This window comes from Rummeliibacillus sp. NPDC094406, assembly GCF_044763875.1.
GTDB lineage: Bacteria > Bacillota > Bacilli > Bacillales_A > Planococcaceae > Rummeliibacillus.
Map to the genome: position 1 here is coordinate 373845 of NZ_JBIWGZ010000002.1, position 16303 is coordinate 390147.

Genomic DNA, 16303 nt, shown 5'->3' on the forward strand with positions numbered 1-16303 from the left:
ATTGTAAAAAGGTGACTATGCTTTATCTAAAATTTTCTTTTGAAACTATTTATATTGTTGTTGTGGTTTTTCCAATGTTAATACTATTTTTTTATTCCCATCATATACTGTACCTGGTTTTATATTTTGCTTTTGTACGTATCCATCACCGTTTACGTCGATCTCAATACCCGATAAAGATTGGTACGTTAATATATCACGCAATGACCACCCTTTAAAATCTGGAATTTGTATATTACCTGATGTTTTGATAAACGCATGATTTGTTGCGAATACTGATTGTCCTTTTTTCGGATATTGATCCGTTATTTTACCTTTAGATCCAATACGAATTGTTTGGATATTTTTGGATTCTAGATTTGTAATGACGTTGTCCGATTCTTGTCCTACAACATCTTCCATTAAAATAGCTTTTTCAGTAGTAGACTTGGATGGCTTGATGTTCAAATATTTTAAACTACTATCCATTACTGTATTAAATATTTTTGACGTCGGCTCTGATCCTACTTCTGTTACACCTAAATGTGGCTTTTCCACTGCAACATACATGATTAACTTTGGATCTTTGGCAGGAGCCATACCTAAAAATGAATATAGGAAATTATTCGTCCCCCAATAGTAGCCTCCATTTGGTTTAGGAATTTGTGCCGTACCTGTTTTACCTGCTACTTCGTATTCCTTACTTGCAAATTTTTGTGCTGTACCTTTTTCTGAAGTAACGGTTGTTGCTAACGTATCCCTTACTTGCTTAGCTGTTTCCGCTGAAATAGGATTTCCCTTTACAACCGGCTTATGTTCTTTAACAATTTTACCTGTGTTCGGGTCAACAACTTTATCAATTACATAAGGTTGCATCATTTTACCGTTATTAGCAATTGCCGTTTCTGCCTGAATTAATTGAATTGGTGTCACTGTAGATCCTTGACCATACGTAGTTGTTACTCGGTTAATTGGATATTCATCTAAAATCTTCCCTGTTGCTTCGTTTGGTAAATCAATACCTGTTTTTTGGCCGAAGCCAAATTTTTTCATGTATTGAATGAATGTATCATCACCAATTTTTTTCAACAGGTTTGCCATCCCAACGTTTGAGGAACGTTGAATCCCTTCTAAATATGTAATTCTACCCCATCCTACTTGGTTAGCATCTCGAATCGTACGATCGTACACTGTATATTGACCCGATTGGAACGTGTCATTCGGATTCCATTTACCTTCTTGAATTGCAGTTGCAAGTGTAAATGTCTTCATCGTCGAACCTGGTTCAATAGTTGTTTCAGTCATTTTGTTAATCCAACTGTTATCTAACCCTTCACCCGTCTGAGGATTAAATGTTGGACGTTGAGAGACTGCTAATATTTCACCTGTTTTAGGGTCTGCTACAACAGCAACCATTGATTCCGGATTATATTGCTTATACACCTTGCTCATAGAATCTTCTAAGAAATTTTGAATTGTCTTATCAATCGTTAGATAAACATTATCGCCATCTTTTGCAGGTTGGATCATTTCCTTACTATTCGGCAATAGATATCCAAATAAGTCACTTTTATACTGTACGTTACCATTCACACCTGAAAGTTCTTTATTATAAATAGCTTCTAAACCCATTTTCCCTACTGTAGGAGCTTGCGGATCTTCATCATTTTTCTTTCCTGCTATACCAATTAAGTTAGATGCAAAAGTTCCGTTAGGGTAAAATCGCTTTTTATCTTCCATGAAAATAATTCCTGGAAGGTGCTCTTTTTCAATTTCTTTCATAGTTGCATGACTAATATCACGACCTGCTGCCCCAAACTCTACTTGATAAGTGTCCTTTTTTTCTGGGGTTAGCCTTTTATATATTTCATCTTCATCCATATCAATATATTTTGCTAATACTGCAGCTGTTTTTTTAGGATTTTCAACATGCATCACTTTATTCGTTCCTTTAGATGCTTTGGGATTAACAACAGCAACTAAGCGGTAGCTAATAGCATCTTTAGCGATTACTTGCCCTTGTCTATCTAAAATATTCCCTCGATCTGCTGTAATTGTTTTTGTTTTTTCGTATCTGGCAGTTGCTTTTGCAGCCAACTTCTGTCCTTCTGCTTGTCCTGTTACTTGAATATAGAAAATTCTAAAAAACATTAAAAAAAATAGGAGCCCATAGATGATTAGCATCGTGGAGGCTCCCCATTGAAACTTACTCTTTTTCATTGTCCTGACACTACTTTCACGTTATTTTCGTTGAGTTTTAAGCCCAAAGCTTTCGCTTTTTTCCAAATACGATCATATGTTGAAAGTTCACTTACTTCCATAGACAATTCTGAGTTTTGTTTTTTCACTTCATCTATACTCATTTCAGTCTTTTGAATTTCAACTGAAGTGCTATTGATCGAAGATTGAATGTTTAAATTCATTACAGCAATCACCGCAATCGCTGCAACCATTGCAATCATCAGAACTTTTTCTGTTTTTGTAATTATACTCTTGAAAGGTTTTTTCGCAGGTTTCGGGACTAGCCCTTCAGGAGCAACTGGTTGCTGAATATATATATGATGTTCCTTCTGATCAAGTAGTGCCATGTTATCAACTCCTCTTAGTCTTTGATTCTTTCAGCAATGCGTAGTTTTGCAGATCGTGCACGGTTATTTACTTCGAGTTCTTCATCTGTTGGTAATATCGGTTTTCTTGTGATAAGTTTAATAGCTGGTGCTAATTCTGCTGGAACTACAGGTAAGCCAGGTGGTAATTCAGGTAATGATGAAGCTTCTTTGAAAATTGTTTTACATAAGCGATCTTCAAGAGAATGGAATGTAATGACACTTACTCGTCCACCCACATTAATCACATCAATCGCTTGTTGTAAAGAATCTTCAGCTGCTCCTAACTCATCATTAACAGCAATACGAATTGCTTGGAAAACACGTTTTGCAGGATGTCCCCCTTTGCGTCTTGCTGCTGCTGGAATTCCTTCCTTGATTAGATCTACTAATTCACCTGTTGTACGAATTGGCTCTTTTTCTCGTGCCTCTTCAATTTTACGTGCAATTTGTTTTGAAAATTTCTCTTCTCCATAACGGTAAAAAATTCTAACTAAATCGTTGTAATCCCACTCGTTGACAACATGATAGGCAGTAAGTTCTGCTGTTGTGTCCATTCGCATATCAAGTGGTGCATCTTGATGATAACTAAAACCTCTTTCAGCATTATCAAGCTGTGGTGACGAAACCCCCAAATCGTATAAAACTCCATCTACTTTAGAAATCCCTAAATTGGCTAGTTCTTCTTTCAAATAGCGAAAGTTTGAATGGACAAACGTTACACGATCGATATAAGGAGCTAAACGAACTTTTGCGTTGTCAATTGCAGTTAAATCTTGATCAAAACAGATGAGGCGTCCTTCATTAGATAATTGGCTAACGAGGTACTCGCTATGTCCTGCACCGCCTAAAGTACAGTCCACATAAATACCGTCAGGACGAATGTTCAATCCATCAACGGTTTCTTTCAGTAATACGGTCGTATGATTGAACAACTGAAATCCTCCTCTTTGTTGTTATATATCAAAGTCAATCATATTCTCAGCAATCTCGTTAAACGAATCCTCAGATTCTGCAAAGTATGCTTGCCAAGATTGCTGTGCCCAAATCTCAATTCTGTTGGACACGCCGAGAATGACGCATTCTTTTTCTACATGGGCATATGAGAGTAAATTCATGGGAATGTTAATACGGCCTTGCTTATCGATTTCTACCTCTGTTGCGCCTGAAAAGAAGAATCGCGTAAATGCACGTGCATCCTTTTTCGTAACAGGCAACTTTTTCAACTTTTCTTCGAGTTTCCTCCACTCTTCAATAGGATACCCAAACAAACATTGATCCAATCCTCGAGTGATGACAAAACCTTCTGCGAAGTGTTCTCTAAATTTTGCTGGTATGATTAAGCGGCCTTTTGCATCAATGTTATGTTGATATTCCCCCATGAACATGGTACTCACCCCACTATATGAAAATAGATTACCACATTCCCCCACATTCCACCACTAATTCATAAACAATTCAAAGTCAAATTATAAAAATGTGTAATTTGTACTTAAAATCTTATTCATGTTTACATTTTCAAATACTAATAGATAATTTATGCCATGAGCTCACATTATGTAGATTCTCTTTTTCTATATAACGAATCACACATTACTTTTCTCACAAAAAAAGGTTATCTCAGTGAGATAACCTTTTGATTTTTGTTATGTTTTGTATTACACAATGGTTTTATTTAACAATACTGTCGATATTTCATCAGTTTCGCTACAGGAGGACGCTTTCCGGCAGGACTATGAATAGACCTCTCTGAATTAACATCGCACGAAGGAAATGCGAATGCATTTTCGAGGACTCGCCATCTTCCGCTACATATACAATATTCTAATAGATATGGCGTATAACAATGGCACCCATTTAATTTTCGTACTTTTTATCAAATCTTTGAATTATGAAATTGATTCACTTAAAAATCCTTCAAAATTAATTCTCTTTTACTACTCGGGGCGTTACAAAAAGATTACATTATGCTTTCCATTTATTGAGAATGGTAATTCCATCATATCTTTTACTAGGTCTTCACCATATTCGTTTATAAACTGGAATGGATTGAATGTTCTTTCTTGTAAACCACCGCCCGGTAGTATGCGATCTTCAATCGTACGATATTTTCTTAACTCTACATCATGTTTGAACAAGATTTCTTGTTCAATCTTACGCATTAGAAAGTCAAGTTGTGATTCATGGATTGATAAGTTTTTATCAACTAATTTTTCCAAATGGATATTGTTTTTACTTAAATGATCTTGTAATCCATCATATTGCGATTGCAGTAATTGTTTGGTTTGTTCAAGTACTTCTTTTGCACCGGCATCATATACTTCATTTTCAAACGAAGATTTTAAAGCGGCAGTTTTTCCTGCAATGGCGTCAGCTACAGAAATTTGCAATTCATCAAGTATCGGCTGTACTTGTCGATCTACAATTGTCATATTCATGCGAGGTACAAAAACTGGCACTTTCATATTTAATGTTTCGAATGCATCTTTTAGAGTAGACCAATATGCTAGTTCACCAGGACCCCCGACAAATGCAAGCACAGGGAATACCATATCTTGCATTAATGGTCGAGTGACAACATTATTACTTAAACACGTTGGATTTTCTTTTGCTAGTTTCAACATTTCACTTTTTGTAAATTGAACATTTGCCATATGATTGATAAATTTACCATCATGGCGCTCTAATAAGAAACGTTCACCATCTTTTACATAGAAAAGATTAGCAGCTTCTTTAGTCGCACCGATTGGAGTACCATATCCGAATTCAGCTAGATCTGCTTCTCGAATTGTTACGACATCTGCAATTGTTTCTGAAAGTTGAACTAGTTTTTCAAAATAAGGCGCTTCATATTCACGTAATTTCGGATCAGAAGCATCGATAAATAATAAACCCTCTTCTTTAAACAACCCATTCATTAATTGTACAAAGAAATCTGTGTATGTTGTACTCTTTTGTAGAATAGCGTCAATGTTTGCTAATAGATTTTCGGTATAAGCTGTCTCACCATACTGCTTAAAAGTCTCGTTGATGAAATTGCGAGCCATTTCAACATCTAATGCTGTAGTAGATGCCATCGTTTTCTTTTTCGAACGTTCACCATAAATATGTTTTTCTAAACGACCATTTACTGCTGTGAAGGTATGATTAATCTCATCAATATCATGATCTTCTCCAGCAATCCAGAATACAGGCACAACAGGTATTCCTAGATTTTCGCGTTGCTCTTTTGCTAACAAAATAACGGAAATTGCTTTATGAACAGAGTATAAAGGACCAGTTAGCAATCCAGATTGTTGACCTCCAACAATGACGACCGCATTATCTTCTAATTCTTGTAAATGTTCTTCTGCCTTACTCGAGATTTCAAAAGCCTCCATAAAGTCACGAATAATTGCCACTAATTGCCCACGACGAATAGGATGATTCTGTAAATCCTCTAAACGTTGTGAAAATGATTCTGTTCTATTTGGATAATGAAAAAATGATAATATAGACGATTTCTCCTTACGATAATCATCTAGTAAAGGATTCGTTATAGGAATCTCAATTTGCTCCAATTTCATAACATTGTAAACTCCTCTATGATAGTTAACTATATTGAAGTATAGCATTTACCTTGCGTATATATAAAAAAATACGCTCAAACGGATAGAAGAATAAATATTTTTTGAACGATTGCCGTAAGTAATACTGCAATATATGTACATGATAGAACTAAAAATAGAAAACGCCATATTTTACGAAATAAAGGCATTAACTCAATTTCTTTCTTTGTTCTCCATTCAATTACTGTAAACACTATTGCAATTAGTATTGCAATAATTAAGACCGTAAAACCTATATCAAAGGACCAAAAAAATTTTACAGTTTTAGGTATTGAAAAAAACAATATAATAGTTGTTATGTCTGCCGCTTTGCTAAAGTGATTCACTGATTTCTTGGTGAACTTTTTTAACATTAGATATAGTATTCCTAAAATAAGAAACGGGCATAACACGAAAATATCCAATATAAAGGATAAAATCGCCATCAATTTCTTACACCACCTTCTTGCATCGCCTGTAATAATGAATAACAAGTTGATAGCATGTGGACTGCATAGCCTCTTTCTTGAGCTAATTCTATGATGCCACCTATAATCGTATCAATCTCCATTATTCTTCCATTCAAATAATCCGCAAACATTGAAGAAGTATTTTGTGCGGTATTTTTACATACATTTGCTACATCCTCAAATGAAAGCTCAGATTTTTGTTCAGGAAAGGCGGTCATTACTTCTTGATATAATTGGTGCAGTATTTTTTCGCTAGATGGATACTCAATCAGCGCACCATTTTTCACTCTTAGTATAGTGGTTAGAGTATTCACAAAGCAATTCAATAGTGCTTTTCGCAATAACATTTTACTGTAATCATTCATTAAAGCAACAGGAAACTCATTTGAGGCTAGTGATGAATACTTTTCAACATTGGATTGTTGACCTCTGTAATTTGCTATTTTCAAAGCACCAATACCTCGATGTATTACACTGTGGTTATCAACTTTTTCAGCCCCAAATTCCACAGATCCCATTAAAATCGTATGCTGTTTAAGATTCTTTGCAAACTCTATATGTCGAATGCCATTTTGGATAAATAATAGCTCTGTATCCTCTGATAACTGATTAAATAATGGGGTTAACTCATTAAGATGGTGATATTTCACTGCAATAATCCAGATGGCTTGTTGTTGTAAATCTCTAGCATTTGTACTCACAACAAATTTCCGAACGCTTTTCTCACCATAACAATCCGTAAATGCTACTCCTTCATTTTGAATAGCTAATCGCTGTTTTTCTGAATGAACAAGCAATTCTACTGTATGTCCAAATTGAGCGAAAGAATTAGCGATAACAAGTCCAACGGCTCCTCCACCAACGATAACAAAATGCATCTGCACACCTCTTCTTTATACTTAACCCTAAAAAAGATCCACCTTAATCGGCAAACCCTGTGGCTATCATTATTATACTGGATATACTGGATGTTTTCGATATGGTGTTAATATTTGCTACTTGGACTCTTACTAATCTAATTCTTATAAAATTCGAGTATTAGGGTAGAAACATATATTACTTCAAGAAAAAAGGAAACATCTATTCAGATGTTTCCTTTTTTAAAAATTGCGTTCCCGTCTCAACCCAATGAAGTAATTCCGAATAATTATGTTGAAGTTGATCATAGTCATCTTTCAACTCAAAATAAGCCTCTGATAATTGATCAAAACTTGTTAGCGCTTGCTTTAAATGCGTTCTCATCATTTGTTTGGGCTGAGACTTTGCATTATCTAATTCCTTTTCATGAATTTTACGTAACGTTTTATTCCATCTAAATCCACATGCTTGTTTAGTCCTACCTAAAGCTTCCCCTGCCTCTTGAAAGCCTGCTAATTGCGAGCGTCCTTCACTGACTGCCTGTAACACAATTTGTGCTAGACGGTCATCATCTTGCTGAAGCCATTGATCTTTTCGCTTTTTTAATTCCATACATATCACCTCGCATTTTTTACTACTATATGCGAGATTTTCAAGTTTAGAAGTTATTTTGTTTTTGATAGAAACTGTTTCACAGCTTTATGGTGTTCTTCGCCTTCCCATAATTTTGCACATGTTTTGACTTCATCCATAACACGGTCAAACAAATTACGTTCACGCCATTTCCTTAACTCCATTTCTTTATATGCCTTGTGGACACTTGGATGAATTTTCTTCATATCTGCTATAAATTCAGCTAAAGCTAGTTCTTTATCATTTTCAAAAACACGCATAGCAAAGCCAATTTCATAAAGTAATTCTGCTGGGTATACTTTTGCATCTACTAACATTTTCAGTGCTCGATCATGGCGTAAACCTCTTTCAAATAAGTATGTTCCTCCACCCCATCCGGAAGTAATACCTAATGTCCCTTGTATAAAGCCACATCTTGCTTCTTTTTTAACTAATCGGAAATCGCATGCAGTAGCTATCTCGCATCCTCCACCAACTGCAGCACCATTAATGAGTGCAATTGTAGGGACCGGTAATGTTGCAAGTTCATATAAAATTTCCGCCATTTTGCTTAGCATTCCAAAAGCTTGTTCTTCCGTAAAAAGATTATGAAATTCTGATAAGTCCCCCCCGGAGCAAAAAGCTTGATCCCCTTCACCTGTAATTACTAAAAAACGTACAGATTTATGATCATGTACGTATGTAATAACTTCTTTAAATCCTTCCATCACTTCATCATTAATCGCGTTACGTTTTTCCGGTCGATTAATCGTAAATGTTAATACACCATCTTGTTCTGAAAAATAATAAGCCATCAAAATATCCCCTTTGCTTAATAATTTGAAATTATCAATTATTTTACCATAAAAATCATATTTAAATATATTTAGCTTTATCATTCAAATAATAGGCTAGGCTCTGTTAAACTTTACTGATGGTTTTTACACAGTTGAAGTAGCCGCAAGTCCCCCGTCCATTAGCCACCTCTTGAAGTTTAATTAGGCAAATAAAAAAAGACCACTTGAGAGCCATGGTCTCTCTAGTAGTCTTTTTTAGAACAAATACTGAATTATTTGCTCACAACTTCTTTACCTTTGTATTGTCCACATGCTTTACATACATGGTGAGCCAATTTAAGTTCACCACAGTTTGGGCAAGCAACCATACCTGGTACAGCTAGTTTAAAATGTGTGCGACGTTGACGTTTCGCAGTTTTAGAAGTTCTTCTAAATGGTACAGCCATTGATGGCACCTCCTTACAGATCGGTTATTCGTCTGTTTGATCAAAATACTTAGCTAATGCAGCCAGTCTTGGATCCGTTTTTTGTGCGTCTTTTTCTTTTTGACTTAAAAACTCATCTTCCGTTAAATAAGACCAATTGGATTTATTTTTTGGAGCTGGATTTTCAGCACCTTCTTTGAACACTTGTAATGGAATTTCTAATAAAATTAGTTCTTCTAAAACAGGGTCAACATCGATTACTTCCCCTTCAACAGGATGAACATTATCATATTCATCTGCATTTACTTCGTCAGACCAGCTAAAAACTTCATCTGATTCAATATCAAAAGGGAACTCGACATCTTCCCAAGTTCGTGAACAAGGAAGTGTAAGTGTGCCTGTCAATTGGAAATGACAATTCATTTGACCTGCACCAAAAGTGCAGAATCCTTTTACATGAACGGGTGTAATACGGCGAATGTCCGCATTACGACGCATAAGTCCGTCCAATTGAACAATTTCGTCAATTGGCATCCCGTTTTGGCGATATTTAGATAATTGTGGGATTGCCCATTTCATACGTTTATCACCTCAAGACAACAAAGTTGATTATATAATGCTAATTTATAGATGTCAAGATATTTTCTTGTCACTAACCAAAAGTCCTCGTATAATCATATTACTAAGTATAAACGGGGTGAAGATTTGATTGCAACTGGTGTAATTGTCGAATACAATCCATTTCATAACGGACATCTCTATCATATCAAAAAATCACGCGAACATACAGATGCAGATGTAATGATCGCAGTAATGAGTGGCCATTTTTTGCAGCGGGGTGAGCCTGCCTTTGTTGATAAATGGGCTAGAACGAAAATGGCACTAGCAAGTGGAGTGGATCTAGTCATTGAACTGCCATACGTTTATGCTACGGCTCAAGCAAGTGATTTTGCTAAGGGTGGTGTCCTTTTACTAGAAGCTTTACAATGTGATTTTTTATCTTTTGGAAGTGAACAAGGAGACATTGCACCGTTTTTGCATACTTATAGCCTTTTAGAGGCCGGAAACGGTGCTTTTCAAGAAAATATCAAGAAATTAGTTAAAACCGGTTTAAGCTATCCTCAAGCTTTAAATACAGCCTACCAACAGCTTATCCCAAATAACGGGCATGCATACGCTGATTTAACAATGCCTAATAATATTCTTGGCTATCATTACGTAGAAACTGCCCAAAAATATCATACACATGTAAAGCCGATTACGATTCAACGTATACAAGCAGGGTATCATGATGCGATACAGGATGGTACGACAATCGCTAGTGCAACAGGTATTCGTCAAGCGATTCAGGAACAGCACTCCATACAAAATGTCACTTCATTTTTACCAGAGACATCTTACAGTGTATTAACAGATTGGCACAAAGAATATCACCATTTCGCAAATTGGGAACTTTTTTGGCCATATTTGAGATTTTCCATTCTACGTCTAACACCGGAACAAATTGCATCATTCGCAGAAGTTACTGAGGGGATAGAATTTTTAATCATACAAGCTGCGAAGGAATGCCAAGATTTTAATAGTTTTATGCAAAAAGTAAAATCTAAGCGCTATACTTGGACAAGAATACAACGCATGATTACGCATATTTTCACTAACTTTACATGGCAACAGCTAAAAGCGTCGAATCTTCCAAGCTATATTCGCATACTTGGTATGACCCAAAATGGGCAACGTTATTTATCTGAGCGAAAAAAACTTTTTACTTTACCTGTTATAAGTCGTGTTGCAAGCTCCACTGATGCAATGTTACTTCAAGATATTCATGCAACTGATTTATATATGCTAACTCTTGGGAAAAATAAAATGGGCATGGATTTTAAAATCCCGCCCATTCGATATTGATTATATCATTTCTTTTCTGGAATCTTTTCTAAATATTTCAAAGCGTCATCTACAGTTTTAACGGGTACGATTTTCATTTTCGTGCCCAATTTTTTTGCTTCTTTTACAGCTTCTTGGTAATTAGACTGGATTCCAGGATTCTTCTTCTTCACAATTTCAGGTAATGTGTCATTTGGCGCAAAGAAAATTTCAACGCCAGCATCATTTGCAGCAATTACTTTTTTATCAATTCCACCTATCCGACCAACTTCGCCTGTTTCGTACATTTCACCTGTACCTGCAATATTGTATCCTTTTGTTAAATCACCTTTGGTTAACTGGTCAATGATTTCTAGAGTGAACATTAATCCAGCTGATGGTCCACCAATATCTTCTGCATGAATGACAACTTTAGGGTTTGTCGTAATCGTAGTGCTATCTGCAAATGATATACCTAGACCAATCTTTCCTTGCGCTCCAGGAATCTCTTTAAGTGTAATTGATTTTTCCATTATATTATCATCGTGTTTAATTTTAACTTTTACTTGATCACCCTTTTTCTTTGTTTCTAAATAATCTACAAGTTCTGTATGTTTATGAACTTCTTTACCATCAATACCGATGACTTCATCGCCAGTATTTAGAATCCCATCTGCAGCACCTTTTTCAACCACAGAGTAAACATATACTCCATTGTAATGAACCTTATAGTCTAGACCCGCTTTTTTATAAGCTACATACTTTGCATTAAATTGAGAATCTGTCATAAGTTTAAGCTGACGGTTGTTATAATCTTTATCACTTTCATTTGGGCTTCTGACTTGGCTCGTTTTTAAAATTTCTTTTTCATCGCTAAAATGAGCTAAAGCATAAGTAAATGGGGTAGCGACAGACATTGCGACAGTCATCATATTTAACTTTCCCTTACTAGGCTCATCTGCATGTTCAACTTTTACATAGTTATCTAAATCATATGCACCGCCTGGCTGCATAATATAATAATGCATCGGATAAACAAAACCGAGGATTATTAGCGCTGTTAAAATAATTAATGCCAAAAACCTTTTTAAATTCATTTGGTACACCTCTCTTTAGTCATATCATATGACGCTACATTAGAAAATTTGTTCGCTTACACAGTTTAATTAGTTTATCACTTGTTCTCATAAAATTATAAGAATGGATGATGTTCATCGTATTACACTACAGCAATATATTGATATGCTGGCTTTTTATTCTTTTATTACTTTTACAACCTGGACTAGCCCACGAAGGTGCCGATACAGGTATGGAACTCTTTATTGACCATTTATTTCCATACTTACTACCGTATCTTATACTGACTCAATGGCTTTTACGATTAACAAATGTCTCCAGTATACCACAGCATTCAAAATGGAAATTTTATTTACAAGTTTATTTTCTTAGTGCATTAGGAGGCTTTCCTACTGGTGCAGCGACTATTAGCTTTTTATATAAACAACAGCAAGTCACAAAAAAAGAAGCCCCATTGCTATTAGCAATTTGCCATGCTCCAAGTCCTCTTTTTGTTGTTGGCTTTGTCGGTGTTGAAATACTAAAAAACCCCAATAGCGGCTGGTATATGCTCGCATTAATTCATTTAGTTAATATTGTCTTGCTCGCTATTTTTATTCTTAAATTCCGAAAAAAAAATACCCATCCGATTGTTTCGCAACAACCAGATACCATCACATCACCACTTATTGAAAGCATCAAAAATAGCTTACCCACGGTTCTACTAGTAGCTGCTACAGTTATTTTTTTTACAACTATAAGTTTTGTATTGACTGAAACTTTGTTACGATTTGTCCATCAATTACCTAATGCCATTATGCTTTCACTCTACAGTCTTCTTGAAATGACATCTGGCTTAGACGCTTCACAAAACTTATTCGCAAATTCTAAGTGGTTAGAATTGATAGTAATTACTATCTTATCGATGCAAGGTTTAAGTATTCATTTACAAGTTGCAGTTCTTGCCAAAGAGGCAAGAATATCCATGAAACCTTATGTATATACAAGAGTTTTCCAAACATTATTGATTCCTTTTTTATATTGGTTAATTTTTATCTCTCATTAGGCTTACTAAGATATCCCATCTTTATAGAGTAGGGTTATGTGTGAAGTTTCTCTTTGAATCAATTTCATAAATACTTTTCTAGCCAAAAAACACGAATATTATCTAAATGTACAATCCAATAATTCAAATTATACTTCAAATATACTATTTGTTTAACATGCCGCTACAGATGGCGCTTTCCGCGGGCGAGCGTTGAGCCTCCTCGCTCACTTCGTTCCCTGCGGGGTCTCACCTGTCTCGCTTTCCCGCAGGAGTCACCATCTTCCGCTACTAGACAATATTCTAATAGATATAGCACAAACATTTCCCTTATTTAATGTTCGTGTTTTATATCAAAACATCGAATTATGAAATTGACTATTTATATAAAAAAGTTACCACGCATTAATACGTGGTAACCTTTCATTATTTTCCAATAGATTTTTGTTTGAATTTTTCTATCAATGCTTCTTCGACAATAGCAGGAACTAAGTCATGAATATCTCCACCATACTGTGAAACTTCCTTCACTATACTAGAACTTAAAAAAGAATATTTGTTTTGAGTCATGATAAAAAAGGTTTCAATTTGTTTATCTAAAAAACGGTTCATCGAAGTAATTTGCATTTCATATTCAAAGTCAGATACTGCACGTAAACCACGTACGATTGCATTCGCATTTTTAGACTTCGCATAGTTAATTAGTAACCCCGATGAAGAGTCAATTTTAACATTTGGCATATTCTCTGTAACTCTTGCAATTAAATCCATCCGTTCATCGACATTAAATAACGGATTTTTGCTTGAATTATTCATAACAGCTACATATACAATATCAAAAATATCTGCAGCACGTTTAATAATATCCAAATGACCATTAGTGATCGGGTCAAAACTTCCAGGTACTACAGCGATTTTATCCAACGTAATCTCCTTCTCCCTCTGCTAGACGATAGAATGAAATAATCGTACCACCATATTTTTCTTCTCGGACTTTATGAAAATTTAAAAACTCATCTGGTAAATTCGTTTCCGTATCATGTTCACAGACAATTGTCCCACCATCTGATATCACACCGTTCGATACGATGTCTTCTACCATTTTATAATATTGACTCTTTTTATATGGTGGATCTAAAAAAATCAAATCTGCACAAAATTCTTTTTTTATCAAAATTTTTAACGCGCGTGTTGCATCATTACGATACATCTCTGTGCACTCTTCATAGCGGCACTTTTCAATATTGGCTTTTAAATTTTGGAAAGCACGTCCATCTTTTTCTATGAAAACGGCCTTGTTCATTCCTCTACTTAATGCTTCGATACCTAAGCCACCACTACCTGCAAATAAATCAAGTACGATTCCTCCATCGAAATATGGGCCTAAAATATTGAATAAGGATTCCTTTACTTTATCTGTTGTTGGTCGTGTCGTCATACCATTAACTGCTTTTAATGGCATTCCTTTACGTTCACCTGAAATTACTCTCATCATTCACCAAACCTTTGTGCCTATAAATATGGCGTATCTTATTGCCCATCCTTGCTAGTAATAATATCAATGCGTTTATCTGATTTTTCGACATTTACGAGGAATAATCGGACTAGCCAAGCTTCTTCTACGTAATAATCATTACCATATTTTTCTATCGGTTGCGATATAAAATCATAACGATGATTATTATATACGTAGAATGGTTCATCCATAGGGAATCTAAATGAGCGTGAATCGCTCTTTACATAGAATCCATTGGTTCCTACTTTTGAAGTATATCCAAGGTTCTTTAATATTGGCTTTACTGAATATAGAATACGTCCATCTTTAAATATAACTTGCATATTTTTTTGTTGCAATTCATTTATATAAACTGGACGTTTATCTTCAAATAATAATGGTGCTATTTTCTCCCCATTATTAGCATTCATATCAAAGAATGATGTTTTTAATTGTAGAGATTCAGATAACAAATGATCAAGGGAAGTTGTTGTTACTTCTTTACCTTCCATTTTTTCTAAACCTTTTTTCCATATTGCCAATTGATCCTGATTCATATAATTTTTCAACACAGCAATCATTTTCTTTGCCTTATCAGACCCCATTGTGCGATCTGATAAAAATGATGCTACAATTGCTGGTGCCCATGATGGAGAAGTATCAAATTTATATTTTTGATGAATTTGAGATAAGATTACTTTTTGTTCTAATGTTTTTTCGTTCAGTTCAGATGTAAATAAAATACGCCCTGCAGATTTTCTCTTTTTATTTGTTTCAATAACTGCTACATGTTCAAAATTCTCTAAGTTTAAACCCTTTAGAGATTTCGCTAAATCACCTGTGATGTCATTCATACCGTAAAGCGTTAGTTGATCATTCGTAAACACTTTTTTCATTTTACTTTTTTGCCAATATAGAGATGTTACAGGACCATTTCCACTAAACATTGTATATTGGACAAGCTTCAATGATTTACTATTCACTTCGGGTAATCCGGTAATCCATTGTCCACCTGAACGAGTTTCATCAGTAATATGTACAGTTGTATGTACAGGTGTCCCTTTTTGTAAAGTTAAAAAAACATCCTGCAGAACCTGCCCTGATTTTAGCCCCTTTTTAGATACAGGGATTACATAAGCTACAGTTTGTTCTTCTGTTTTTCCTTTTCGTAATCCGGTTAGCGTTTTGTTTAACCTACTACAGTTGTTTTTATCCTTTGAAGAACAAGCTTTCTTTATACTTTTTGCTGGCCATTTAAACTTCATGTTTTCATTTGGGAGTGAACTTAGGTGATGATTAATAATTAGTTTTCCTTTCCGATAAACAACGTCGATATCTTGATTATAGTGAAAGGCCTTGTCTTCTTCATTCAATTGATCAGAATAGACATGGTACTGAAAAGTCAACATAATACCATTTATAAATAACAGTATGGAAAATAAACTGGCTGCAAATTTCATGTGCTAATCCTCCAAATCATGATACTATGTGTTAAGAAAGGACGTGTATA

General features: G+C 35.1%; 17 protein-coding genes. 2 read left to right on the top strand and 15 right to left on the bottom strand.

Annotated features, from left to right (window positions below; genetic code table 11):
• Positions 1–45: 45 nt before the first annotated feature.
• The 11 genes from ACIQ4I_RS06660 to ACIQ4I_RS06710 all read right to left on the bottom strand — a co-directional run bounded on the left by ACIQ4I_RS06660 (position 46) and on the right by ACIQ4I_RS06710 (position 9913).
• Positions 46–2163 carry a penicillin-binding transpeptidase domain-containing protein gene (locus ACIQ4I_RS06660; RefSeq protein ID WP_403094268.1) on the bottom strand — a complete coding sequence of 706 codons (2118 nt, stop codon included), beginning with the start codon at positions 2161–2163 and terminating at the stop codon, positions 46–48.
• Positions 2164–2195: 32 nt separating this feature from the next.
• A complete protein-coding gene (gene ftsL, locus ACIQ4I_RS06665) occupies positions 2196–2567 on the bottom strand; it encodes a cell division protein FtsL (protein ID WP_403094271.1) in 372 nt (123 codons plus the stop codon).
• Positions 2568–2581: 14 nt separating this feature from the next.
• A complete protein-coding gene (rsmH, locus tag ACIQ4I_RS06670) occupies positions 2582–3520 on the bottom strand; it encodes a 16S rRNA (cytosine(1402)-N(4))-methyltransferase RsmH (RefSeq protein WP_403094274.1) in 939 nt (312 codons plus the stop codon).
• A gap of 21 nt (positions 3521–3541) precedes the next feature.
• Complete coding sequence (gene mraZ / locus ACIQ4I_RS06675; RefSeq protein ID WP_397537423.1) at positions 3542–3973, bottom strand: division/cell wall cluster transcriptional repressor MraZ; 432 nt, start codon at positions 3971–3973, stop codon at positions 3542–3544.
• Between the two features lie 561 nt (positions 3974–4534).
• Entirely contained in the window at positions 4535–6151 is a 1617-nt protein-coding gene (gene bshC / locus ACIQ4I_RS06680; RefSeq protein ID WP_403094276.1) for a bacillithiol biosynthesis cysteine-adding enzyme BshC, read from the bottom strand.
• Positions 6152–6228: 77 nt separating this feature from the next.
• The gene (locus tag ACIQ4I_RS06685; protein ID WP_403095101.1) at positions 6229–6618 is read right to left on the bottom strand and encodes a DUF3397 domain-containing protein; all 390 of its coding nucleotides are present in this window, start codon (positions 6616–6618) and stop codon (positions 6229–6231) included.
• Positions 6618–7520 (bottom strand): ketopantoate reductase family protein, encoded by a 903-nt coding sequence (locus tag ACIQ4I_RS06690; RefSeq protein WP_403094278.1) that lies wholly within the window; start codon positions 7518–7520, stop codon positions 6618–6620. The genes ACIQ4I_RS06685 and ACIQ4I_RS06690 overlap by 1 nt, the downstream gene beginning before the upstream one ends.
• 202 nt (positions 7521–7722) lie before the next feature.
• Complete coding sequence (locus ACIQ4I_RS06695) at positions 7723–8112, bottom strand: transcriptional regulator (protein ID WP_403094281.1); 390 nt, start codon at positions 8110–8112, stop codon at positions 7723–7725.
• Positions 8113–8165: 53 nt separating this feature from the next.
• Complete coding sequence (locus tag ACIQ4I_RS06700; RefSeq protein ID WP_403094283.1) at positions 8166–8927, bottom strand: enoyl-CoA hydratase/isomerase family protein; 762 nt, start codon at positions 8925–8927, stop codon at positions 8166–8168.
• Positions 8928–9181: 254 nt separating this feature from the next.
• Positions 9182–9355 (bottom strand): 50S ribosomal protein L32, encoded by a 174-nt coding sequence (rpmF, locus tag ACIQ4I_RS06705; RefSeq protein WP_102692762.1) that lies wholly within the window; start codon positions 9353–9355, stop codon positions 9182–9184.
• 24 nt (positions 9356–9379) lie between these two features.
• Positions 9380–9913 carry a YceD family protein gene (locus ACIQ4I_RS06710; RefSeq protein ID WP_403094286.1) on the bottom strand — a complete coding sequence of 178 codons (534 nt, stop codon included), beginning with the start codon at positions 9911–9913 and terminating at the stop codon, positions 9380–9382.
• Positions 9914–10039: 126 nt separating this feature from the next.
• On the opposite strand from ACIQ4I_RS06710, the gene ACIQ4I_RS06715 reads away from it, so the two are divergent.
• On the top strand, positions 10040–11239 hold the full coding sequence (locus tag ACIQ4I_RS06715; protein ID WP_403094288.1) for a nucleotidyltransferase: 1200 nt from the start codon (positions 10040–10042) through the stop codon (positions 11237–11239).
• Between the two features lie 5 nt (positions 11240–11244).
• Here the strand turns inward: ACIQ4I_RS06715 and ACIQ4I_RS06720 are convergent, their stop codons facing one another.
• The gene (locus tag ACIQ4I_RS06720; RefSeq protein ID WP_403094290.1) at positions 11245–12294 is read right to left on the bottom strand and encodes a SepM family pheromone-processing serine protease; all 1050 of its coding nucleotides are present in this window, start codon (positions 12292–12294) and stop codon (positions 11245–11247) included.
• A 110-nt stretch (positions 12295–12404) separates the two neighbouring features.
• Between ACIQ4I_RS06720 and ACIQ4I_RS06725 the strand changes: the two genes are divergently transcribed.
• Positions 12405–13319 (top strand): hypothetical protein, encoded by a 915-nt coding sequence (locus ACIQ4I_RS06725; protein WP_403094293.1) that lies wholly within the window; start codon positions 12405–12407, stop codon positions 13317–13319.
• Between the two features lie 405 nt (positions 13320–13724).
• Here the strand turns inward: ACIQ4I_RS06725 and coaD are convergent, their stop codons facing one another.
• The 3 genes from coaD to ACIQ4I_RS06740 are packed head-to-tail and all read right to left on the bottom strand — an operon-like array spanning position 13725 to position 16253.
• Positions 13725–14222 (bottom strand): pantetheine-phosphate adenylyltransferase, encoded by a 498-nt coding sequence (coaD, locus tag ACIQ4I_RS06730; RefSeq protein ID WP_403094295.1) that lies wholly within the window; start codon positions 14220–14222, stop codon positions 13725–13727.
• Positions 14215–14790 (bottom strand): 16S rRNA (guanine(966)-N(2))-methyltransferase RsmD, encoded by a 576-nt coding sequence (rsmD, locus tag ACIQ4I_RS06735; protein ID WP_403095104.1) that lies wholly within the window; start codon positions 14788–14790, stop codon positions 14215–14217. The genes coaD and rsmD overlap by 8 nt, the downstream gene beginning before the upstream one ends.
• A gap of 38 nt (positions 14791–14828) precedes the next feature.
• Positions 14829–16253, bottom strand: coding sequence for a hypothetical protein (locus tag ACIQ4I_RS06740; protein ID WP_403094297.1), 1425 nt, complete (start codon positions 16251–16253; stop codon positions 14829–14831).
• Between the last annotated feature and the right edge of the window lie 50 nt (positions 16254–16303).

Coding starts and splice junctions, on each gene's coding strand:
- ACIQ4I_RS06725 (WP_403094293.1), top strand. CDS start 12,405: ATGTTCATCGTATTACACTACAGCAATATATTGATATGCTGGCTTTTT.
- ACIQ4I_RS06720 (WP_403094290.1), bottom strand. CDS start 12,294: ATGAATTTAAAAAGGTTTTTGGCATTAATTATTTTAACAGCGCTAATA.
- ftsL (WP_403094271.1), bottom strand. CDS start 2,567: ATGGCACTACTTGATCAGAAGGAACATCATATATATATTCAGCAACCA.
- ACIQ4I_RS06700 (WP_403094283.1), bottom strand. CDS start 8,927: ATGGCTTATTATTTTTCAGAACAAGATGGTGTATTAACATTTACGATT.
- rsmD (WP_403095104.1), bottom strand. CDS start 14,790: ATGAGAGTAATTTCAGGTGAACGTAAAGGAATGCCATTAAAAGCAGTT.
- ACIQ4I_RS06685 (WP_403095101.1), bottom strand. CDS start 6,618: ATGGCGATTTTATCCTTTATATTGGATATTTTCGTGTTATGCCCGTTT.
- ACIQ4I_RS06740 (WP_403094297.1), bottom strand. CDS start 16,253: ATGAAATTTGCAGCCAGTTTATTTTCCATACTGTTATTTATAAATGGT.
- ACIQ4I_RS06695 (WP_403094281.1), bottom strand. CDS start 8,112: ATGGAATTAAAAAAGCGAAAAGATCAATGGCTTCAGCAAGATGATGAC.
- bshC (WP_403094276.1), bottom strand. CDS start 6,151: ATGAAATTGGAGCAAATTGAGATTCCTATAACGAATCCTTTACTAGAT.
- mraZ (WP_397537423.1), bottom strand. CDS start 3,973: ATGTTCATGGGGGAATATCAACATAACATTGATGCAAAAGGCCGCTTA.
- ACIQ4I_RS06690 (WP_403094278.1), bottom strand. CDS start 7,520: ATGCATTTTGTTATCGTTGGTGGAGGAGCCGTTGGACTTGTTATCGCT.
- rpmF (WP_102692762.1), bottom strand. CDS start 9,355: ATGGCTGTACCATTTAGAAGAACTTCTAAAACTGCGAAACGTCAACGT.
- ACIQ4I_RS06710 (WP_403094286.1), bottom strand. CDS start 9,913: ATGAAATGGGCAATCCCACAATTATCTAAATATCGCCAAAACGGGATG.
- ACIQ4I_RS06660 (WP_403094268.1), bottom strand. CDS start 2,163: ATGCTAATCATCTATGGGCTCCTATTTTTTTTAATGTTTTTTAGAATT.